At 73.6% G+C, this 22,143-nt stretch carries 14 protein-coding genes; 9 read left to right on the top strand and 5 right to left on the bottom strand.

Features of this window, described 5'->3' with window-relative positions:
- Positions 1–476 precede the first annotated feature (476 nt).
- The 3 genes from ACGFI1_RS14155 to ACGFI1_RS14145 all read right to left on the bottom strand — a co-directional run bounded on the left by ACGFI1_RS14155 (position 477) and on the right by ACGFI1_RS14145 (position 3,543).
- On the bottom strand, positions 477–1,061 hold the full coding sequence (locus ACGFI1_RS14155; protein WP_392785493.1) for a G5 domain-containing protein: 585 nt from the start codon (positions 1,059–1,061) through the stop codon (positions 477–479).
- Positions 1,062–1,136: 75 nt separating this feature from the next.
- The gene (locus tag ACGFI1_RS14150) at positions 1,137–2,012 is read right to left on the bottom strand and encodes an SDR family oxidoreductase (RefSeq protein ID WP_392785547.1); all 876 of its coding nucleotides are present in this window, start codon (positions 2,010–2,012) and stop codon (positions 1,137–1,139) included.
- Positions 2,013–2,418: 406 nt separating this feature from the next.
- On the bottom strand, positions 2,419–3,543 hold the full coding sequence (locus tag ACGFI1_RS14145; protein WP_392785491.1) for a S1 family peptidase: 1,125 nt from the start codon (positions 3,541–3,543) through the stop codon (positions 2,419–2,421).
- Between the two features lie 205 nt (positions 3,544–3,748).
- Between ACGFI1_RS14145 and ACGFI1_RS14140 the strand changes: the two genes are divergently transcribed.
- The 7 genes from ACGFI1_RS14140 (at position 3,749) to ACGFI1_RS14110 (ending at position 15,114) form a co-directional block, all read left to right on the top strand.
- Entirely contained in the window at positions 3,749–5,917 is a 2,169-nt protein-coding gene (locus ACGFI1_RS14140) for a discoidin domain-containing protein (RefSeq protein WP_392785489.1), read from the top strand.
- A gap of 93 nt (positions 5,918–6,010) precedes the next feature.
- Positions 6,011–7,321: a beta-1,3-glucanase family protein gene (locus ACGFI1_RS14135; RefSeq protein WP_392785487.1), complete on the top strand. Its 1,311-nt coding sequence runs from the start codon at positions 6,011–6,013 to the stop codon at positions 7,319–7,321.
- Positions 7,322–7,371: 50 nt separating this feature from the next.
- Positions 7,372–10,392, top strand: a complete 3,021-nt coding sequence (locus ACGFI1_RS14130) for a discoidin domain-containing protein (protein ID WP_392785485.1) — start codon at positions 7,372–7,374, stop codon at positions 10,390–10,392.
- Between the two features lie 149 nt (positions 10,393–10,541).
- Complete coding sequence (locus tag ACGFI1_RS14125; RefSeq protein WP_392785483.1) at positions 10,542–12,176, top strand: hypothetical protein; 1,635 nt, start codon at positions 10,542–10,544, stop codon at positions 12,174–12,176.
- A gap of 289 nt (positions 12,177–12,465) precedes the next feature.
- On the top strand, positions 12,466–13,359 hold the full coding sequence (locus ACGFI1_RS14120) for an SIS domain-containing protein (protein WP_392785481.1): 894 nt from the start codon (positions 12,466–12,468) through the stop codon (positions 13,357–13,359).
- Positions 13,356–14,279 carry a 1-phosphofructokinase family hexose kinase gene (locus ACGFI1_RS14115; RefSeq protein WP_386869146.1) on the top strand — a complete coding sequence of 308 codons (924 nt, stop codon included), beginning with the start codon at positions 13,356–13,358 and terminating at the stop codon, positions 14,277–14,279. Before ACGFI1_RS14120 ends, ACGFI1_RS14115 begins: the two co-directional genes overlap by 4 nt.
- Entirely contained in the window at positions 14,257–15,114 is an 858-nt protein-coding gene (locus tag ACGFI1_RS14110; RefSeq protein ID WP_387076269.1) for a class II fructose-bisphosphate aldolase, read from the top strand. Before ACGFI1_RS14115 ends, ACGFI1_RS14110 begins: the two co-directional genes overlap by 23 nt.
- On the opposite strand, the gene ACGFI1_RS14105 is transcribed toward ACGFI1_RS14110, so the two are convergent.
- Positions 15,104–15,700, bottom strand: a complete 597-nt coding sequence (locus ACGFI1_RS14105) for a dihydrofolate reductase family protein (RefSeq protein ID WP_138635366.1) — start codon at positions 15,698–15,700, stop codon at positions 15,104–15,106. The genes ACGFI1_RS14110 and ACGFI1_RS14105 overlap by 11 nt on opposite strands.
- Positions 15,701–15,890: 190 nt before the next feature.
- On the opposite strand from ACGFI1_RS14105, the gene ACGFI1_RS14100 reads away from it, so the two are divergent.
- Together ACGFI1_RS14100 and ACGFI1_RS14095 are read left to right on the top strand one after the other, a co-directional pair.
- On the top strand, positions 15,891–17,609 hold the full coding sequence (locus ACGFI1_RS14100) for a sulfatase (RefSeq protein ID WP_392785478.1): 1,719 nt from the start codon (positions 15,891–15,893) through the stop codon (positions 17,607–17,609).
- Entirely contained in the window at positions 17,558–19,198 is a 1,641-nt protein-coding gene (locus ACGFI1_RS14095) for an ArnT family glycosyltransferase (RefSeq protein ID WP_392785476.1), read from the top strand. The genes ACGFI1_RS14100 and ACGFI1_RS14095 overlap by 52 nt, the downstream gene beginning before the upstream one ends.
- Before the next feature lie 18 nt (positions 19,199–19,216).
- On the opposite strand, the gene ACGFI1_RS14090 is transcribed toward ACGFI1_RS14095, so the two are convergent.
- The gene (locus ACGFI1_RS14090) at positions 19,217–22,135 is read right to left on the bottom strand and encodes a hypothetical protein (RefSeq protein ID WP_392785474.1); all 2,919 of its coding nucleotides are present in this window, start codon (positions 22,133–22,135) and stop codon (positions 19,217–19,219) included.
- Positions 22,136–22,143 lie beyond the last annotated feature (8 nt).

The following is a 22,143-nucleotide window of genomic DNA, read 5'->3' as shown; positions in this document are numbered from 1 at the left end:
CCCGCCCCCTTGGGGGCCCCCCCCCCCCCACCCTGTGGTATTTCCCCCGGGGGGCCCCCCCCCGCCCCCCCGGGGGGGGGGGCCCCCCCCCCCACGCCCCCCTCCCGGCTCAGGTCTCTCTTTCCGTACCGGGTGGCGCGGGGGTCTGTTTTTTTGGGGCTCCGCCCCTCGCCCCCCGCCCGGCTCGGGTTCGAGTGGTGCTGACAGGGGCCTCCCAGTTCAGGTCTTCCTTTCCCGCGGGGCCCTGTTTTGCGGGGCTCCGCCCCCTCGCCTCGGCTCAGGTCTTCCTTTCGTGCCGCATCGCGCGGGCTTCTGTTTTTTGGGCTCCGCCCCCTCGTCCCCTGCCGGCTCAGGTTCTTGTGGTGGCGGCGGGGTGTGCGCGGACTGGTCGGTGTCGCTGCTTTGGCGACGTGTTGGGGTGGGGCCATGGCTCGGCGAACTGGGGTCGTTCCTGGGCGGGGTGCGGGTGGTGGGGGTTAGGTGTCGCAGGCGATGCCGTCGCCGTCGCGGTCCAGGTCGTAGATGTCGGAGCCGACCACGCGGACCGGGCCCTGGACGTAGGCGGGGCCGTTGCCGCTGCCCCCTGCGCAGTCGACGTCGCTCGCGATCGGGACGCAGGCGCCGCTGTAGTTCGGGTCGCACGAGCGGGCTCGCTTGGTGCCCACGGCGATGATCCGGGTCACCGGAGGTCTGGTGATCTTCTCGCCGAGCAGTTTGCGGGACGTCTCCGTGCCGTCTTTGTACGTGACCTCGTAGGTCAGCGTCTTCACCCCGGCGACGCCCTTTCTGCGCACGCGGGTCTTGCCCGCGGCGAGGGTGGGGTCGTTCGTTTTCGTGGTCTTGAACGGGATCTTGCGGGTGGTGGTGATCTTGCGTTTCACCATCGCCGGAGTAGTGGGCGTGGTGGTGGGCGCTGTCGTGGCGGGGGCGGTCGCCGGTGCCGTGCTCGCGGACGACGGTGATCCGGACGCCGCCGCTTCGACGGGAGCGGCGGAGTTCGAGTCGCAGGCGCCCAGCAGCAGAAGGCCGCCGGTCGCCAGGCCGGCGATAATGCGTTTCATGAATTCCCCCTTTGTTGGAGGAAATCGTGGTGCGTGGCGTCTTGCCGGTCAATGTGGGAATTGGGCCGTTTGCGGTCACGCTCCGGCCAGCAGGTCGCGGTGGCGCTCCATCAGGTCGGCGATCGGGCGGGGCGGGCGGCCCGTGAGGCGCTCGACGGTGTCGGTGAGGGGCTCGCCGTAACCGGCGCGGAGAGCGGTGCCGAAGGAGACGATCATGCCGCGGACGTCGTCGGGGACGCCGGCCTCACGCAGACCGGCATCGAAGCTCTCGTCGTCCACGCTCTGGTAGGCGACGGGACGGCCGGAGACCTTGGCCGCCAGGGCGGTCAGGTCGGCGAAGCTGAGCAGTTCGGGACCGGTGACGTCGTAGGTCCTGCCCTCGTGGCCACTGGAGGTCAGCACCTCGGCGGCGACGGCGGCGCAGTCGTCGCGGTGGACGAAGGCGCCGCGGGCGTGGTCGGTGTTGTCCACCAGGACACCGCGGGCGATCGCGGGCGGGAGGATCTGGGTGACGGGAGTCTCCGCGTAGAGGCCGTTGCGCAGATAGGTGACGTCGAGGCCGGACTCGTCGAGGAGTTCGTGTGTCCGCAGGTGGTCGGGGACGACCGTGGACGGGCAGTCGGGATCGACCATGATGTACGACGTGTAGACGATATGCCGGATACCTGCACTTTTGGCCGCGTTTATGGCGTTCTTGTGCTGGGCGACGCGATGGCCCAGTTCATGGAGGCTGACGAGGAGGAGCCGGTCGCCGCCCTCGAATGCGGCGGGCAGCGACTCCGGGCGGTCATAGTCGCCGTACCGGATGGTCACGCCGCGGTCCGTGAACTCGGCGAGCGCGGTTGGATCGCGAGTCACCATGACTACGTCACCGGGCGGCACCTTTTCCAGTGCGCTTTGCGCGGTGGCGCGGGCGAGTTGCCCCGATGCACTGGCGATGACGATCCTCATCATGTTCCTCGATCGGTCGGGGGCGCGGTGGACTGAACTATGGCAGTCGGCTCCGCACCGGCGCCAGGAGTGGGGACATGTCATCCTGCGAGGGTTCGCGGCTCATGCATCGTCCGCGCGTGTTTATGGACAAATTCGTTGCCGAGGGGGATCGTCGCTTTGCGCCGGGGGGCGGCCGGCATATCGGCGGTGAGCTCGGAATAGGAGTGTGCACGAGGTTGCGCAGGGGGTCACGCCGTCGGCGCGCATCTTCTTATTCGACGACGAACGTGTGGTGTTTGCGCGATTCGGCAGTCGTTGGACTTCACTGGGCTGGGTGTCGAATTGGGGAGCTTGGGATGGTCTCGGTGTCGTGGTGGCGCCGCGCCCCCTGCCGAGGTTTTGGCGGGGGGCGCGTGGGGGTGGGTCAGGTGACGTCGGCGCCGAAGACCTGGAGGGCCTCGGTCACCGGCTGGAAGAACGTGACGCCTCCGCTCTGGCAGTCGCCGGAGCCGCCGGAGGTGAGGCCGAGGGCGGTGTCGCCGGCGAAGAGCGGGCCGCCGCTGTCGCCGGGCTCGGCGCAGACGCTGGTCTGGATCATGCCGGTGACGGTGCCCTCCGCGAAGTTCACCGTGGCGCCGGTGGCGAGGACGCGGCCGGTGTGGACGCCGGTGGTGCTACCGCTGCGGACGACGCGCTGGCCGACGACGGCCTCGCCCGCCTGCGTGATGTCCACCGCCTGCCCGTTGTAGAGGTTGACCGCGCCCTCGCCTGCGGCGCCCTCCTCCGCGCGGACGAGCGCGAAGTCGTTGCCGGGGAAGCTGCTCTGCACGGTGGTACCGAGGGGCTGCCCGCCCTGCTGGTCGGAAGTCCAGGTCTGCACGGCGTTGCCGCAGTGCCCCGCGGTCAGGAAGAACGGCTGCCCGTCCCGTTCGACGTTGAAGCCGAGCGAGCAGCGGGCGCCCTGGCCGAAGATCGGGTCGCCGCCTAGGGCGAGGGTGTGCAGGCGGCCGGGGAAGCGGACCATCCGGACCGCCGTGCCCATCCGCTCGGCGGTGCGCTGGACGGCCGCCATCCGGGCGCCGGTGACCGACGCGTCGGTCCAGACGGTGACCTTCGAGGTGGCCGGGTCGACGGCCCAGCCGGTGCCGGGGATGTCGGCGAACGAGCGGCGCAGGTCGGCGGTGACCTCGCGCAGCCGCGCGGGGCTGCGGCGCGTCATCTCGGGGACGGCGCCCGCCGCACGGACGGTGGCGGCGTCGGTCTCGTTGGTGACCGTCACGACGGGCCGTCCCGCGGAGTCGATGTAGGCGCCGGCGGTGCGGTCGCCGAGCCGGTCCGCGAGCCGGGCGGCCGTGGCCGCGGCCCGGTCGGTGCCCTGGGCGGTCGTGCGGCGGCCGGCCTGGGCGTCGCCGGCGAGGCTCGCCGCGCGGTCGCCGGAGTCCGACTGGGCGTGCACCACGTACAGCGCGCCGGCCAGGAGCCCGGCGGATCCGGCGGCCGCGGCGGCCGTCGTCACCGCCGTGCGCAGCCGGCTGTTCCTCACGCTCATGAACCCTCCCGGTTCCGGGGCCTCGATCTACGCGTGGGGATACGCGCCCCGGTGGGAGGGAGTTCAATCCGTCCGGGCGCCGCTCCGGCGCGGCCGGCCGCGGTCCGCCCTTGACGGGTACATAATCCACGCTTTAAATCATGCTGTGAAATAACGCGGATCTGAGGGGCCCCCGCTCACCACCCCACCCTCGAAGGAGATGCGCATGCATCCCGTCCCACCGCGCGCGCCGGCCAGGAGATCCTGGTCCGCGGGCGTCTTCGCCCTGCTGCTCGCCGTCGCCCTCGCCGTCCCCGCCGGACGCGCCACCGCGGCGGCGTGTGGGTCGGCGGACGCGGCGCTGAACCGCCCGGCCACCGCCTCGTCCACCGAGAACGCCTCCTTCCCCGCCTCCGCCGCCGTCGACGGCAACCCCGGCACACGCTGGTCCAGCGCCTTCAGCGACCCTCAATGGCTCCAAGTCGATCTCGGTGCGAGCCAGGACGTCTGCCAGGTTGTTCTGAACTGGGAGGCGGCCTATGCGACTGCCTTTCAGATCCAGGTCTCTGGAGATGGCAGTGACTGGACGACCGTATACACCGCCGCCAATGCCGCCGGCGGGAACCAGACGCTCAACGTCACGGGCACTGGTCGCTACATCCGCATGTACGGCACCGCCCGCGCCACTCAGTGGGGCTACTCGCTGTTCGGCATGGCCGTGCACACCGGCTCCGGCGGCACGCTGCCCGGCGGCGGTGACCTCGGGCCCAACGTGATCGTGTTCGACCCGTCGATGAGCGCGTCCGACATCCAGGGCAGGCTCGACGCGGTCTTCCGCGAGCAGGAGGGCAACCAGTTCGGGACGGCCCGGTACGCGCTGCTGTTCAAGCCCGGCAGCTACAACGTCAACGCGAACATCGGCTTCTACACCTCGATCGCCGGCCTCGGCCGCAACCCCGACGACGTCACCATCAACGGCGGCGTCACGGTGGACGCCGGCTGGTTCGGCGGCAACGCGACGCAGAACTTCTGGCGGTCCGCCGAGAACCTGTCGATCACCCCGACGGGCGGAGCGGACCGGTGGGCGGTGTCGCAGGCTGCGCCGTTCCGCCGCATCCACGTGCGCGGCGACCTCAACCTCGCGCCCACCGGCTACGGCTGGGCGAGCGGCGGCTACATCGCCGACTCGCGGATCGACGGGCAGGTGCAGCCGTACTCGCAGCAGCAGTGGCTGACGCGGGACAGCCGCATCGGCGGCAACCTCAACGGCGTGTGGAACATGGTGTTCTCCGGTGTGGAGGGCGCGCCCGCGCAGGGCTTCCCGAACCCGCCCTACACGACGCTGGACACCAGCCCGGTGACGCGGGAGAAGCCGTACCTGTACGTCGATTCCGCCGGCGCCTACCAGGTGTTCGTCCCGGCGCTGCGGCGCAACTCGCGCGGGACGACCTGGTCCGGCGGCGCCACGCCCGGGACGTCGATCCCGCTGTCGCGGTTCTACGTCGCCAAGCCGGGCGACTCCGCGGCGACCATCAACACGGCGCTGGACCAGGGCCTGAACCTGCTGTTCACGCCCGGCATCTACCACCTCGGCCAGACGATCGACGTGAAGCGGCCCGACACGGTGGTGCTGGGCATCGGCTACCCGACGCTCATCCCCGACAACGGCGTCACGGCGATGACGGTCGCCGACGTGGACGGCGTCAAGCTCGCCGGGCTGCTGTTCGACGCCGGGCCGGTCAACTCGCCGGTGCTGCTGCGGCTCGGCCCGGACGGCTCGTCCGCCGACCACGCGGGAGATCCGGCGTCGGTGCAGGACGTGTTCTTCCGGATCGGCGGCGCCGGGGCCGGCAAGGCGTCCAAGAGCCTGGTCGTCAACAGCGACGACGCGCTCCTCGACCACATCTGGGCGTGGCGCGCCGACCACGGCTCCGGCGTCGGCTGGACGGTCAACACCGCCGACAACGGCGTCATCGTCAACGGCGACGACGTCACCGCGTACGGGCTGTTCGTCGAGCACTACCAGAAGTACCAGCTGGTGTGGAACGGCGAGCGCGGCCGGACGGTCTTCTTCCAGAACGAGATGCCGTACGACCCGCCGAGCCAGTCGGCGTGGCGGAGCGACTCGCCCGACGGCTACGCCGCCTACAAGGTCGCCGACTCGGTGACCGCCCACGAGGGCTGGGGCCTCGGGAGCTACTGCTACTTCAACGTCAACCCGTCGATCGTGGCGGCGCGCGGGTTCGAGGTGCCGAACCGGTCCGGCGTGCGGTTCCACGACCTGCTGACCGTGTCGCTGGGCGGCAACGGCGTCATCCGGCACGTCATCAACGACACCGGGCCGGAGGCGTCCGGCACGGCCACCGTCCCGGCCAACGTCGTCAGCTTCCCCTGACGACCGGTCTTCCTCCCTTCGGGCCCGCGCCTCGGGCGGGCCCGAAGGGGGTCCCTCACATCTCCTGACCACTCCCTCGAAGTGGAGATGCCAGTGAAGCTCCCCTCGGCAATGACCGCCCTCGCCCTAATCGTCCCGGGCTGCCTGGCGCTGACCGCTCCCGCCACCGCGGCGGCGTGCGGGTCGGCGGACGCGGCGCTGAACCGCCCGGCCACCGCCTCGTCCACCGAGAACGCCTCCTTCCCCGCCTCCGCCGCCGTCGACGGCAACACTGGAACCCGCTGGTCCAGCGCCTTCAGCGACCCTCAATGGCTCCAAGTCGATCTGGGGGCCAGCAAGGACGTCTGCCAGGTCGTTTTGAACTGGGAGGCGGCGTATGCGACTGCCTTTCAGATCCAGGTCTCTGGGGATGGCAACGCCTGGACGACCGTATACACCGCCGCCAATGCCGCCGGCGGGAACCAGATCCTCAATGTCACGGGCACTGGTCGCTACATCCGTATGTACGGGACTGGTCGCGCCACTCAGTGGGGCTATTCGCTGTGGACGTTCGGCGTCCATACGGCGGATTCGACGCCGCCGGCGGACGATTTCTGGGGTGACACCTCGACCATTCCACCGGCGCGGAACGTCCTCACGGTCAAGGTCCTCAACCGCACGAACGGGAAATACCCCGACGGCCAGGTCTACTGGAGCTTCAACGGGCAGACCCACTCGATCGCCGAGCAGCCCTACCTGGACATGCCGGTCAACTCGGCCGGGCGGATGTACTTCTACCTCGGCTCGCCCACCAGTCGCTACCAGGACTTCATCGAGTTCACGGTCGGCTCCGACGTGTTCAACGGCAACACCACCCGTGTCGACGGGTTCGGGCTGAAGCTCGCCATGCGGCTGCACGCCCATGACGGGTACGACGTGTCGGTGGGCGAGGACCGGGCCACCTTCGCCGAGGACCGCGCCGCCACCTTCCAGCGGTTCATCGACGAGGTCCCGGCCGAGTTCGACTCGCTCGCCGGGGTCGAGGCGCCGTACCGGATCCCGTCGCCCGGGAACGCGGCCGTGTTCCGGCCCGGCGGTGCCCACGCCGACTACTTCACCGGGTACGCCGCGTCCGTCGGCGTCTCCGCCACCACCGCCGAGGTCACCGGCTGCGCGGGGCCGCTGCGGGAGGACGCCGCCACGTGCTCGGCGATCAACCGGCATGTGGCGCAGCTGCCGCGGTCGCAGTGGTCCGACCCGTCGCTGTTCTACAAGGCGGCGCCTGCGAACTACTACGCGAAGTTCTGGCACGACCACGCGATCGGCGGTCTCGCGTACGGCTTCCCGTACGACGACTACGCCGGCCGCTCGTCCTTCGTCTCGCACGGCGACCCGCAGTACCTGCTCGTCGCCGTCGGCTGGTAGGCGGGGTGGGTCCGATGACGCTGACTCAACGGATCGCTAGCGCCTTCTCGGTGTTAGCGGTGCTTGCCGCGCTCCTGGCCGTTCCGCCCGGCACCGCGCATGCGGCCACACTGCTCTCGCTGAACAAGCCCGCGACGGCCTCGTCCACCGAGGGCGCCGCCTACCCCGCCTCCGCCGTCGTGGACGGCGACACCGGAACCCGCTGGTCGAGCGCTTTCAGCGACCCGCAGTGGGTGCGGATCGACCTGGGTGAGAGCAAGAGCATCAGCCAGGTTGTCCTGAACTGGGAGGCGGCCTATGCGACCGCCTTTCAGATTCAGGTGTCTGGTGATGGAAGTGACTGGACGACCGTGTATGCCACCGCCAATGCCACTGGCGGGAACCAGACCCTCAATGTCACGGGCACTGGTCGCTACATCCGCATGTACGGCACTGCCCGCGCCACCGGTTACGGCTACTCCCTCTGGGAGTTCTCGGTGTACGGCGACGGCGGGACGGAGCCGCCGCCGCCCGGGACGACGCCGATCTCGGCGTTCAAGCAGGTGGCGGCGTCCTCATGGGAGGGCGGCAACGCCCCGGCGGCGGCGCTGGACGGGCGCGCCAACACACGCTGGTCGAGCGGGTTCAGCGACGACCAGTGGCTGCGTGTCGACCTGGGCGGCACGGCCGCCATCACCGGTGTGACGCTCGACTGGGAGGCGGCCTACGCGACCGGCTACCGCCTCGACGTCTCCGACGACGGGACGTCCTGGACGACCGTCTACTCCACGACCACCGGCAAGGGCGGAACCGAGCGGCTCGCCGTCACCGGCAGGGGCCGCTACATCCGGTTCACCGGGACGGCCCGCGCCACCGGCTACGGCTACTCGCTGTGGGAGTTCCAGGTCTTCGGCAGCGTCGACTCCTCGTCCACCACTCCCCCACTGCTGTCGCCGCCCACCAGGGCACCGGCCACGACCGGCCAGTTCGCGCTGGCGGCGCCCGCCGATCGCGCGATGGTGACGAGCACCCGCCGCCCGGCACTGTCATGGGCGGCCGTGTCCGGCACCGCGCGCTACGAGGTGTGGCTCAACGTCAGCCGCACCGACTACGACTTCACCGCGTCCGGCCCGCTGCTGGACCTCTACACCAAGGTCGCCGAGACGACCAGGACGGGCTACACCCCGTCCTGGGACATCGGCGACCGGTGGACGTACCGGTGGTTCGTCGTCGCGGTGAGCGGGTCCGGTGCCCGGACCACGTCCGGCATCCGCACGTTCAGCGTCTACCTCCCGGAGATCGAGACCGTCGACGACGGCGTGGCCGTCGTGAACGGCGCGCGCGACCTCAACAAGAACGGCTCGATCGAGCCGTACGAGGACTGGCGGCGTCCTGTGGAGGAGCGCGTCGCCGACCTCCTCGGGCGGATGACCGCCGAGGAGAAGGCGTACCAGATGTTCTACAACGCGCAGGCGTACCCGCGGTCGGGCTGGCATTTCGGCCCGGCGCAGCCGAACGACCTGGACGCGGTGCTGCGCGGCGCGGCCGGTACGCGCCTCGGGATCCCGCCGGTGTCGGCGGGCGACACCATCGCCGGGTACGAGACCACCTATCCGCTGCAGAGCGCCCTGGCCGCCGCGAAGGACTACCCGCTCGACTACCGGCTCGGCGACATGCAGCGCCGCGAGCAGCTGGAGGTCGGGACGCGCGGCGTGCTCGGGCCGCTCGCCGAGGTCGGCACCAAGGTGCTGTACCCGCGCATCCAGGAGGGCAACGGCGAGAACGCCGAGGTCGCCGCGGCGCAGGTGCGCGCGCTGGTCGCCGGGTTGCAGGGCGGGCCGGAGCTGAACCCCGGCTCCGTCCTCGCGACCGTCAAGCACTGGCCGGGCGAGGGCGCCGGCGGCGAGGCCGGCATCACCTACGACGCCGTGACGATCAAGTACCACATGATCCCGTGGCGGGCCGCGCTCGACGCGGGGGCCGTCAACATCATGCCCGGGTACGCGGGCAGCGCGTACCTCGACCCGGGCGGTCCCGGCGCCGGGAACAGCGCCCCGATCCTGCGGTACCTGCGCGACCGGCTCGGCTACACGGGCCTGATCACCACGGACTGGCTGCCGTCGTCGGCGTGGATCAGCGCGGCCAACGCCGGGTCGGACGTGATGGGCGGCGCCGACCCGGGCGCGGCCGGGTTCTCGCTGGCCGACTTCACCGCGCAGGTGCCCATCGGCCGGATCGACGACGCGGTCCGGCGCGTGCTGCGGCTGAAGTTCAAGCTCGGGATCTTCGACCGCCCGTACGGCGACCCGGTGAACGGTCCCTACCGGTTCCACCAGCCGTCCTACACCGCCCTCGCGAACCAGGCGGCGCGGGAGTCGATCACCCTGCTGAAGAACGGCGGCGTCCTGCCGATCAGGCTGCGGGAGGGCGACGACATCGTGGTGGCCGGGCCGCGCGCCACCGACGGCACCGCGTGCTGCATCTGGACGAGCTACTTCCACCCGGACCACGGCTCGCTCACTCTGCTGGACGCGATCAAGGCGCGGGCGGCGAAGGCGGGCGTGACCGTCCACCAGGACAGCGCCCCCGCACCCGATCTCGCGATCGTCGCGGTCGGCGAACCCTCCTACACGCACCGGACGGCCTGGGTGAACGAGCAGCCCTACCTGCCGCCCGACCAGCTCGCGCTCATCAGGCAGTTCCACGACCAGGGCGTCCCGGTGGTCGTGGTGATGGACCTGCCGCGCCCGACGGTGATCAGCGAATGGAACGGCCTGGCCGACGCCATCGTGATGACCTACCGGGGCGGCGAGGAGGTGGGGCCGGCGACGGCGGGCCTGCTCTTCGGCGACTACGCGCCGCGCGGGCGGCTGCCGTGGCAGCTCCCTCGCAGCGTGGACCAGATCCTCAAACCCGGCGGCATCGACCGGCCCGAGGACGCCGTCGAGGACTGGAACATCCCCTTTGACCTCGGCGCGACCGCCGGGCAGCGCGCCGACATCCGCGCGCACATCGACGCGGGCCAGCCGCCGCCCACCGGCTACGGCGACCCGCTCTACCCGTACGGCGCCGGAATACAGGGCTGGCCCTGACCGCGGGGCGCCCGGCTCGGCCGTCCCGGTGAGACCGCTACGCTCACTTTGGAGGAGATCAGGAAACTGTGCGACGCATTGGGGAAGGCGCACGAGGGCCCGCCGCTGCGCCGGACCGGTCCGTCGTGAAACGGGCGGTCGCTGCCCTGATGAGCCTCGTGGTGGCGTTCACCGTCACCAGCGCGTGCTCCGGGGACGATGAGGTGACCGGCGGCGTCCAGGTGCGGGCAGGTGACGACTGGACGCTACCGGGCTGGGTCCGGCCTTCCCCGAACTCCGGGTTCTTCTCCGAGGAGGCCGCGCCGGGCGCCCATGTCGACACGCGCGGCCTGGACGTGACCTGGCGGCAGCTCCAGCCGGACGGCCCCGGGCAGGTGTCGTCCGGCACGACCGGCAGCGCGCAGGAGATGGACCTCGCCCCGCTCGGCGAGCAGCTCGCCGACCGCCGGCCGTTCTGGATGCGCGTCTTCGCCGGCGGGACGGACTGGGCGCCCGGCTGGGTCGCCGCAGAGTGCCGGGTGGAGCCGATCGGCCCCGACTACGACGGCCAGTACCACCTGCCGATCTGGGACGAGTGCGTCTGGGGGCGGCTCCTCGGCCTCTACCGGAAGCTGTTCGCCGACAAGGGCCTGCGCGCGGACCCCCGGCTGAAGTTCGTCTACGTGCCGGGCGCGTTCACCTGGGCGGAGTACGACTACGACGTCGTCGCCCAGGCCGTCGAGAAGGGGCTGACGTTCGAGAGGTACCAGTCGTGGTACCGGCACGCCTGGCGGGACCTGGCCGGGATCTTCGGCCCGTACAGCGGCAAGCTCGTGTTCACCGGCGAGGACTATCCGTGGGGGCCGTGGGGCTCGAAGACGGACCTGTTCGCCAAGCAGGCCGTGGACGCGGGCCTGGGCATCCGCACCGGCATCACCGAGGAGTTCAACGTCCACCTGAACGAGGCGCCCTCGTACGGGAGCCGCATTCAGCCCGACGGCCACATGACGGTGGACGAGAGCCTGCCCGTCCACGATGGGAAGCACATCGTCGCGACCGAGAACGAGTGCTACAACGACTGCGGATACAAGACCGGTGACCCGTACTACGCGGTGCGGCAGTCGAACCTCAAGGCGCTCCAGCTGCGGATGAACTGGGTCTACGTGGTGCCGGGGCCGTCCTACATGAGGCAGTACCGCGACCACTGGGAGTGGGTGCGGCTGAGCATCGGCAAGACCGCGTCCACGTCACCGGACGCGTGGGCGGCGCTGCGCGACGCCGAGGACACCTACTGGCGCGACAAGACCGGTCCCTTCACCGGTGAACGTGCGTGGGCCGCGCGGCCCTGGGTGCGCAACCTGGAGCGCTGGCTCGTGCAGCGCGACGTCCGGCCGGACGGCAAGGCCCGCCGCTCGACGGCGGACGTCCACAAGAACGTCCTGTCCAAGGAGAACGGCACCGCCTACGAGGGGCTGAGCACCGACCGGGCGCACGGGCAGACGTCGCTGTACTTCGACCTGGACGACCGGTTCCTGCACGGACGCGACGAGCCGGTGCAGATCAAGGTGACGTACCGGGACGCGGGCAAGGGCGCCTGGTGGATCGAGCATGAGGACGGCCGTACGGCGCAGGTGCGGCGTACCGGCGACGGGGCGTGGAAGACCGCGACGTTCCGGATCCCCCGGGCCGCGTTCGCCGGTCAGCTGGCCGGCGGCACCGACTTCCGGATCACCACCGGCGACGGCGACGACCTTGACGTCCGGTTCGTCCGGGTGGTGCGGCAGAACCAGCCGAGCAACGGCTGACGAGTAGCTCCGGCCCCTGCGCGCACCGAGTGCCCGTGGGCTCTCAAGGCTGCGCGCAAGCCGCCCGATCCCGTCGCCTTCGCGCAGCGCCTTCCAGCACGGTTCGCGCACACAAGGCATGGTTTCCTATCTCAGATGATGGATTCTGCTTCTTTCTCTTCACTTATGAGCAGAAGTAAGCATAGAGTCTCAAACCGCACAGCACCCCTCGGGGAGGACCGGCGGTCCGGGCGGGCCGCGCGGCTGCTCCCCCGTGCTCGGAACAGGTCGACTCACGTCAGGAGATTCCATGGCCGGCACCCGCATCATGTCCGAGATCGCCGCGCAGCCCGAGTGCTGGCGGCGGGCCGCCGGGCTGGCGGCGGGGGCCGGGGACGCGCTGCCGGCCCGCGGGGAGCGGGTCGCGGTCGTCGGATGCGGCACCTCGCTGTACATGGCGCAGGCGTACGCGGCGCTGCGGGAGGGCGCCGGGCACGGCGAGACCGACGCGTTCGCCGCCTCGGAGATGCCGGCCGGCCGCCGCTACGACCGGGTGCTCGCGCTGACCCGGTCCGGAACCACGACGGAGGTTCTGGAGCTCCTCGACCGGCTCGCCGGCACCGTGCCCACCACCGCGATCACCGCCGACCCGGACACCCCGGTGTCGGCCAGCGCCGGCCGGGTGATCGCGCTGGAGTTCGCCGACGAGGAGTCGGTCGTCCAGACCCGGTTCGCGACCACCCAGCTCGCGCTGCTGCGCGCCCACCTGGGCGAGGACCTGGACGCCGCGATCGCCGACGCGGAGGCGGCCGCGGCCGACCCACTGCCGCCCGAACTGCTCGCCGCCGGGCAGATCACCTTCCTCGGCCGCGGCTGGACGGTCGGGATCGCGCAGGAGGCCGCGCTGAAGATGCGCGAGGCGGCGGGCTTCTGGACCGAGGCGTACCCGGCGATGGAGTACCGGCACGGCCCGATCAGCATCACCGGCCCCGGCCGCGCCGTGTGGATGTTCGGCGAGCTGCCGGACGGCCTCGCCGGCCAGGTCGCCGCGACCGGCGGGACGCTGCGCGCGTCCGCCGCCGACCCGCTGGCCGACCTGGTCCGGGCGCAGCGGCTCGCGGTGGCGCTGGCGGAGGCGGCGGGCCTGGACCCCGAGCGCCCCCGGCACCTGACCCGCTCGGTGATCCTGGACGCCGACGGATGATCGTCACGGTCACGCTGAACGCGGCGCTCGACGACACCTACGAGGTGCCGGACGCGCGCTCCGGGGAGGTCAACCGGGTCGCGGCGGTGCACCGCCGCCCCGGCGGCAAGGGCGTCAACGTCGCCCGGGTGCTGCACGGCCTCGGCCACGACGTGGTCGCGACCGGGCTGGCCGGCGGCGCGGCGGGCCGGCAGATCGAGGAGGGGCTCGCCGCGTTCGGCGTCCCCGCCGCGTTCAGCCCGGTCGCCGCGGAGTCGCGCCGGACGGTCACGGTCGTCGGCCCCGAGGTGACGATGTACTGCGAGCCGGGCCCCGCCGTCACCGGCCCGGAATGGGCCGCGTTCCTCGGCCGCTACGACGCCCTCGCCGCGGACGCCGCCGTGGTCGTCCTGTCGGGGAGCCTGCCGCCGGGCGTCCCGGCGGACGCCTACGCCGAGCTGGCCCGCCGCGCCCCCGGCCCGGTCGTCCTGGACGCCGACGGCGAGGCGCTGCGGCTCGGCGTCGCGGGACGTCCCGACGTGGTGAAGCCGAACGCCGAGGAGCTGGCCCGCGCGAGCGGCACCGGCGACACCGCCGCCGGGATCCGGGCGCTGCGCGCGGCGGGCGCCGGCGCGGTCGTCGCCTCCCTCGGCCCGGACGGCGTCCTCGCCCACACCCCCGACGGGGTCCTGCGCGCCGCGCTCGACCGCCCGGAGCCGGGCAACCCGACGGGCGCGGGCGACGCGCTCGTGGCCGCGCTGGCGGCGGGCCTCGCGGGCGGCCTGCCGTGGCCGGACCGGCTGCGCCGCGCGGTCGCCCTCGCCGCCTGCGCGGTCCGCTCCCCCGTCGCCGGCGAGCTCGACGCCGCCGCCCTCCCCGCGCTCCTCGCGCGCGTCACCCTCCGATCCGAGGAGAGCCATGCCGCTCGTCCCCATGGCTGAGGCCGTCCCCGCGCGGGGGCGCGGCCTCGGCGCGTTCAACGTGATCCAGCTGGAGCACGCCGAGGCGATCGTCGCCGGCGCGGAGCGGGCGGGCGCGCCGGTGGTGCTCCAGGTCAGCGAGAACTGCGCCGCCTACCACGGCGCGCTCGCGCCGATCGCGCAGGCCGTGCTCGCGGTCGGGCGCGCCGCCGCCGTGCCGGTGGTGGCGCACCTGGACCACGCGACGTCGGCGGGCCTGGTCCGGGAGGCCGTCGAGCTGGGGTTCGGGTCGGTGATGTTCGACGCGTCCCGGCTGCCCCACGACGCGAACGTGACCGCCACCGCCGAGGTCGCGGCGCGCTGCCACGCCGCCGGGGTCTGGGTGGAGGCGGAGCTCGGCGAGATCGGCGGCAAGGACGGCGTCCACGCCCCGCACGCCCGCACCGACCCCGGCGAGGCCGCCGGCTACGTGGCCGCGACGGGCGTGGACGCCCTCGCCGTCGCGGTCGGCACCTCGCACGCGATGCTCACCCGCGACACCGTCCTGGACCTGCCGCTCATCGCCCGGCTGGCGGCGGCCGTGCCCGTCCCGCTGGTGCTGCACGGCTCGTCCGGCGTGCCCGACGGCGCGCTCACCGCCGCCGTCGAGCACGGCATGACGAAGATCAACATCGCGACGCACCTCAACAAGGTCTACACCGGCGCCGTCCGGGACCGGCTCGGCGCCGACCCGGCCCTGGTGGACCCGCGCCGCTACATCGCCGCGGGGCGGGACGCGGTCGCCGCCGAGGTGGCCCGGCTCCTCACGGTGATCCGGGCGGCCGAACCGCCGGAAGCCGGGGCCGCTACCGGTTGAACCGGTAGGTCACGTGGGTGACCAGGTCGGTGCGGGAGACCGCGACCGGTTCGAGGGGGAGGTCGCCGACGCCCTCGAACAGCCGCTCCCCCGCGCCGAGCACGACCGGCGCGATGTGCAGCCGCAGCTCGTCGATCAGCCCGGCCTTCAGGTACTGGTTCACGGTCTGCGCGCCGCCGGCGACGGCCACGTCCTCGTCCCCGGCGGCCTGCTGCGCCCGCTCCATGGCGGCCTCGATGCCGTCGGTGACGAAGTTGAACGTGGTGCCGCCCTTCATCGTCACGCTCTCGCGCGGGTGGTGGGTCAGGACGAACACGGGCGCGTGGTAGGGCGGCTCCTCGCCCCACCAGCCGGTCCAGTCCGAGTCGCCCCAGGTGCCGCGCACCGGGCCGAACATGTTGCGGCCCATGATGAACGCGCCCGCCGCGGTGATCTTCTCGATCACCTCGGCGTTCTCCTCGGGCTGCTCGAACATCCACCGGTGCAGCCGCTCGGCGCCCTCGCCGAGCGGCACCTCCAGCCGCTGGTCCGGGCCGGCGACGAAGCCGTCCACGGAGATGCCGATGTCGCAGGTGACCTTTCCCATGGCGTTGCCTCCCTGTCGGGGCGCCCCTCCGGCGCCGCTCACCAGTGGATCGGAGCCGCCCCCGTGTTCTCGACATCCCCCGTGCAAAAAACTCATCGGCACCGGCACGATCCCGGCCGGGAAGGTTGAACCGGCGGGCTCCGAGCGGACGTGCTGTTGGTGTCGCGTACGCGGCGGGGGGACCGAGCCCTTGGAGGACGAGCTGACCACCGATAGCCGCGCGAAGCGGGTGACAGACGAGAACGCGCAGGACACCGGTCCGCAGGAGCAGGACACGGGGCCGCAGGAGCAGGACGGCCGGGCCGGGCGGCGCCGCCGGATCGCGGCGCGGGCGTTGACCGTGGCGGCCTTCCTGCTGGTACTGGTCGCGCTGGTCACCCCGGCGGAGTACGCCCGGCTGACACCGGGCGCGTTCGTGCGCGTCCCGATCGAGGGCGTGCTCGGCGTCGTCCTGATCCTCGTGGTCCCGGCGCGGGCGAGGCGCTACGCGGCGGGGACGGCGGGGGCCGTCCTCGGCGTGGTGTTCGTGCTGAAGGTGCTCGACATCGGGTTCGACGCGGTCCTCGTCCGGCCGTTCGACCTGGTCCTGGACTGGCCGCTGCTGCGCCCGGCCGTGGAGTTCGTGGGCGAGTCGGCCGGGCCCGCGGGGGCGATCGCGGCGGTCGTCGTCACGATCGTCCTGGCGGCCGGGGTGGTGGCGCTGATGTCGCTGTCGGCGCTGCGGCTCGGCGGCGTCGCCGTCCGGCACGACCGGGCGGCGGCGCGCGCGGCGGCGGTGCTGGGCGTGGTCTGGGTGGTGTGCGCCGTGCTCGGCGCGCAGCTCGTGGACGGCGTGCCGGTCGCGTCCCGGAGCGCGGCGGTGCTCGCTTACGACCACGCGCGGCAGGTGCGGGAGAGCCTGAACGACCGGGAGGAGTTCGCGAAGGCCGCCGCTGTCGACCGGTTCCGGAACACCCCCGACGACAAGCTGCTGACCGGGCTGCGCGGCAAGGACGTCGTGCTCGCGTTCGTGGAGAGCTACGGGCGCTCGGCGGTGGAGAGCCCGCAGTACGCGCCGCAGGTCGGCACCGTCCTGGACCAGGGGTCGGAGCGCCTCCGCAAGGCAGGGTTCGGCGCCCGCAGCGGATGGCTCACCTCGTCCACGGCGGGCGGCGGGAGCTGGCTCGCCCACGCGACCCTGCTGTCCGGGCTGTGGGTCGACAACCAGCAGCGGTACCGGACGCTGGTGAACAGCGACCGGCTGACGCTGAACGGGGCGTTCCACCGGGCGGACGCCCGGACGGTCGCGCTGATGCCCGCGATCACCCGGGCGTGGCCGGAGGGGAAGTTCTTCGGCTACGACAAGGTCTACGACGACCGCAACCTCGGATACCGCGGCCCCCGGTTCAGCTTCGCGACCATGCCGGACCAGTACACGCTGTCGACCCTGCAGCGCACCGAGCTGGCGGCGAAGGACCGCCCGGCGGTGATGGCGGAGACGGCGCTGGTGTCGAGCCACGCGCCGTGGGCGTCGATCCCCCGGCTGGTCCCGTGGGACCAGGTCGGGGACGGTTCGGTCTTCACCGGGATGGGCAAGGGCTATGACGCGCCGTGGCCCGCCGGTGGCCGGATCCGGACCGAGTACCGCAAGTCGATCGAGTACACGCTGAACACGCTCGTGTCGTACGTGGAGACCTACGGCAACGACAGGACGGTGCTGGTGTTCCTCGGCGACCACCAGCCCGCGCCGCTGATCACGGGTGCGGGCGCGAGCCGGGACGTGCCGATCACGATCGTCGCGAAGGACAAGGCCGTACTGAACAGGATCTCGGGATGGAACTGGCAGGACGGGCTGCGCCCCGGCAAGGACACCCCGGTGTGGCCGATGAGCGCGTTCCGGGACCGCTTCCTCACCGCGTTCGGCGGCTGACCCTCCTCGCCGTCGTCGTCGCGGCGCTGCTGGCGCAGATGGCGGTGGCGATGGCGGCCACGGCCGTCCGGCAGTCCCCGACCATCGACGAGCCCGTGTACGTCGGCACGGGCGTCGTCTACCTGCGCGAGCACGACCTGCGGTACAACGCGGAGCACCCGCCGCTCGGCAAGCTGCTCATCGGCGCCGGGGCGGTGCTCGGCGGCGCCCGCCTGGACCCGTCCTTCACCGGTACGCAGCAGGACGTCGGACGGCACCTCCTGTACGAGTCGGGCAACGACGCGCAGCGGGTGCTGCTGGCGGCGCGGCTGCCGGTCATCGCGCTGACCCTGCTGTTCGGGCTGGTCGTGTTCGCGTTCGCCCGCGACCTCGCGGGTCCGGCCGGTGGTGTGGCGGCGCTGGCCCTCTACGCGTTCTCCCCCGGCGTCATCGCGCACGGGTCGCTGGCGACGCTCGACGTCCCCGCGGCCGGTCTGCTGCTGACGTCGGTGTGGCTGGCTTGGCGGGCACGGCGACGGCCCCGGCTCTGCGCGCCTCTCGCGGGGGCGGCGCTCGGCGCGGCCGTCGCGACCAAGATGAGCGCGCTTCCCGCCGTGCCGGTGCTGCTGGTGCTGGTCGCGCTGTCGGTCTGGTGGTCGCGGCGGTCGCGAGGCGCCGGACGGCCCGTCCTCGCGGGTGTGCTGGCGGCGGGCGGCGTCGCGGTACTCGCGGTCGCGGTGGTGTGGGCGAGCTACCTGGCCGTCGATCCGCGCCTGCGGTGGACGGCACCCGGCGGCGTCCCCGCCATCGGCGGCCTGCGGGGGCCGGCCGTCGATCTGCTGCCGTTCCCGAGGCCGTTCCGGGACGGGATGCGCGTCCAGTTCGGCTTCGAGGACCTGACCTGGACGAGCTTCCTGTTCGGCGACACCTACCGGGGGTCGCGCTGGTACTACCTGCCCGCCGCGCTGCTGGTGAAGACGCCGCTCGGGGCGCTCGCCCTGTGGGCGGCGGGGGCGGCGGCGCCGGCGGCGCTGCCCCGGCTGCGGCCCGCCGCGCCGTACGTCCTCGCGCCCCCGGCCGTGCTGCTGGCGGTGGCGATGACCGGCGCCCGCGACCTCGGCGTCCGGTACGTGATCTTCCTGCCGATGTTCCTGGCGGTGGCGGCGGCCGGGGCGACGGCCGTCCGGCGGAGGTGGACCAGGGCGACGACGGCGGCGCTCGTGCTGTTCGTCGCGGTCAGCTCGCTGCGCGCCTTCCCGTACTACCTGCCGTACTCCAACGAGGCGTTCGGCGGCCCGGCGGGGACGCACCGGTACCTGCACGACTCCAACGCCGACTGGGGCCAGGACCTCGGTCGGCTCGCCGACCGCCTCCGCGACCGCTACCCCGGCGAGGCGGTGTGGCTCGCCTACAAGGGCAGCGGCGTCCCGTCCTACTACGGCATCCGCGCGTCCGATCCGCTCACCGCGCCGCCGGACCGGGTGCGCGGCCTGCTGGTCGTCTCCGACAGCTGGATCGCCAAGGACGACCCGCGCCTCGTCCCGCTGATCGCCTCCAGCGAGCCGGTCGACGAGGTCGGCCACTCCATCACGATCTTCCGCCGGCCGTGACCCGGCGGCGGCCCCGGTCTACCTGCGGCGGACGTGGGCGCGCGACCACAGCGCCGGCCAGCCGCCGTGGGCGAGCCAGGACGCGGGGACGCGCAGGCCGTGCTCGGCGACCTCGTCCCAGAACACCGAGGTGTCGGCGCCGAGTTCGCGGGCGGCCGGCAGGGCGCGGCGCCAGGGGCCGTCCTCGTCGCCGAGCGCGGTGGCGGGGTAGCCGGGGACGGTGACGCCGCGCGGCCGCGTCACCGGGGCGAGGGCCGCTCCGGGCGCGGCGCAGGTGGCCGCGACGGCGAGCGCGCAGAGCAGCGGCTCGGCCGACGGCCGCGCGAGGGCGGCGGCGATCACCGGGTCGTCGTCCGCGGCGAGCCGCCCGATCGCGCGGCGGACCCGGCGCGCCGCCAGGTCGAGGGCGTGCGCGGCGGCGATGTCCGGGTCCTTGACGAGCCTGCGCAGCGCCTTCGGCAGCGGTGGCTCCCCCAGGAGCAGCCCGAGCCGGTCGAAGCGGTCGCGCAGGGCGGGGTCCAGGGCGTCGAGCGCGGACGCCAGCGGGCGGTGCCCGGTGGCCGTCCAGAGCGCGACGAGGTCGGTGGCGCCGCCGTCGAGCGCGCGGCGGACCGCCCCGGCCAGCTGCGCTGCACCGAGGCGGCGCAGCCGGGCGGGCGCGGCGTCCGGCGCGGTCCCGGCCACGGCGGCGAGCGCGGCGGACGCCCCGGGCGGGACGGCGAGGAACGCCCGCCGGGCGAGCGGGGCGAGCGCCGGGCCGGCCTCCTCGACGAGGCGGGGCGCGGCGCGGCGGCGCGCGGCCCGGGCGGGCGGCGGCTCCTCCGGTGCCGGGTCGGGCTCGGCGCGGACGGTGCCGGGGATCGCGGCGACCCACTCCTCGAACGCCCGCTCCAGCTCCGCGGGAGGGTCGTCGTTGAACCGCGCCCTGATCTCGACGACCCGCCAGCCGCGCGGCGCGGGCTTCAGCGCCGCCAGTTCGGCGTTGGCGGCGAGCAGTCCGTCCCCGCCGTAGAGGCCGAGCAGCACGCTGCGGCCCGTCCTGGCCTCGTCGGCGTATTCGGCGATGCAGTTGCCCATGTAGGCGGCCCACTCGGCGAGGTCGCGGGCGCTGCGCGCCACCCTGACGCGCACGCCCGCGCCGGGGACGGTGCTCCCGTCCAGCGCGGCGAACGGCGGCGGGACGGCGAAGTCGCCGGTGAGGGCCGTGGCGATCGCGGTGGCCGACATGAGGCCCTCGGTGAACTCCGTCCAGCCGCGCGGCGCCCGGGGCGGGACGCCGCCGAGCGCGACGAGCTGCGCGGCGCCGGAGACGGCGAGGGCCACCGAGTCCAGGCCGGGCCGCAGCGGGTCGTCCTCCGGGGGCGGCGGATCGTGGTCGTACCAGGGCGCGCCGGTGCCCGGGGTGGGCCGCGCCCGCTCGTGCCCGTGCAGCTGGGCGAGCGCGTCGATCAGGTCGGCGTACCAGAGCAGGTCGCCGACCCTCTCCACGGCGGCCGGGTCGGCGGCGCCGCCGCCGGCGGGGTCCGCGGCGGAGCCGAGCCGCTCGCGCAGCGGGGCGGCGCCGTTCAGCAGCGGGGCCGTGAAGTTCAGCAGCGGGGTCGTCCAGGGCTGGATGCCGGACCATTCGGCGGGCGGGCGGGCCGCGCCGTACCCGGCGTCCTGGCGCCAGCGCGCCAGCCCGGAGCCCGCCCATACGCGCACCACCCCCTCCGGCACCAGTGGCGCGTCGGGGTCGATGCCGCACACGTCGTCCAGCAGCGCCCGCGCGTCCTCGACGACCAGGAGCGCGTAGTCGCGGGCGTGGGACAGCCGGGGCCGGACGTAGGCGCTGAACTTCGCGTCCCGGGGCCCGTCCTTGCCGACCCTGCGCGCGAGGTCGCGCACGTGGGCGGCGGGGCGCGCCGGCAGGCCGGTGAGGCCCGGGACCCGCCGCGCCGAATGCGCCGCGACCGCGTCGTCGACCCGGCCGGCGGCGGCGCGCAGCAGCGGCAGCGAGCGGTCGAGCCCGGCGTCGAGACCGTGGTCGGCGACGGCGGCCGCGGTCCGCAGCAGGGCGGTGGCGCCGAGCGCGTCCTGGAGCAGCCGGTCGAGGCGGTCGCGCCAGTACGGCTCGGTCGGCACCCAGCGCGCCGCGTCGGCCAGGGACGGTTCGAAGGCGAGGTCGTCGTGCGCGACCCGCAGCCAGAACAGCACCCGCTGGTCCTCGTGGTGGCGGCGGCGCTCGCGCAGGTCGGCCAGGCGGTCGCGGCGGGCCTGCGTCGCCAGCCTCCGCTCGCGGACGCCGCGCGCGCCCCGGTGCTCCAGCACCCGCTCCCACAGGTCCAGGACGAGGTGGAGCCTGCGCGGGCCCGGCACGTCCGCGAACACCTGCCGGAAGTACCGCGCGAGCGCCGAGGGCGGGCCGTCGGGGGTGAGCCCGGCCTCCTCGGGCGCCTCCAGGGCGAGGACCCGTTCGAGCTGCTCGGGGCCGAGGACGTCGCTGGCCGCCGACGCCAGGTGCAGCGCCGCCCAGCGCCGCTCCTCCACGGCCCGCGCGGCGGCGGCGCCGACCGGCTTCGTCACCGCCGGGCCGAACATCGCCACCAGCAGCCCGGCGCGCGGCCCCAGCCGGTGCGCCTCGCCCATGCCGACGGCGCGCAGCGCCGCGATGACGGCGTCGCGCTGGTCGCCGTGCGCGCCGTCCAGCCGCGCGGAGCGGAAGCCGGCGCCGAGGTCGACGCCCGCGCCCGCCGCGGCGATGCCGCCGTCGGCGACGAGGCGGGCCAGCTCGCGGACGGCGCCGGCCGCGGCCGCGTCCGGCGCATCCTCGGGGCCGAGCGCGACGGCGGCGCCGGGCGGCGCGTCCGCCTGCGCCATCAGCCGCACCGGGCCGGAGGGCCCGGCGACCCAGGCATGCCGGCCCGACGCCACCACACCGCCGGTGAGCCGGATCTTCACCCGACCCA

It is taken from the genome of Actinomadura geliboluensis (genome assembly GCF_043197915.1).
Lineage (GTDB): Bacteria > Actinomycetota > Actinomycetes > Streptosporangiales > Streptosporangiaceae > Spirillospora > Spirillospora geliboluensis.
Note: the sequence above shows the minus strand (reverse complement) of the source record. Positions and strands in the feature narration are given on the sequence as shown.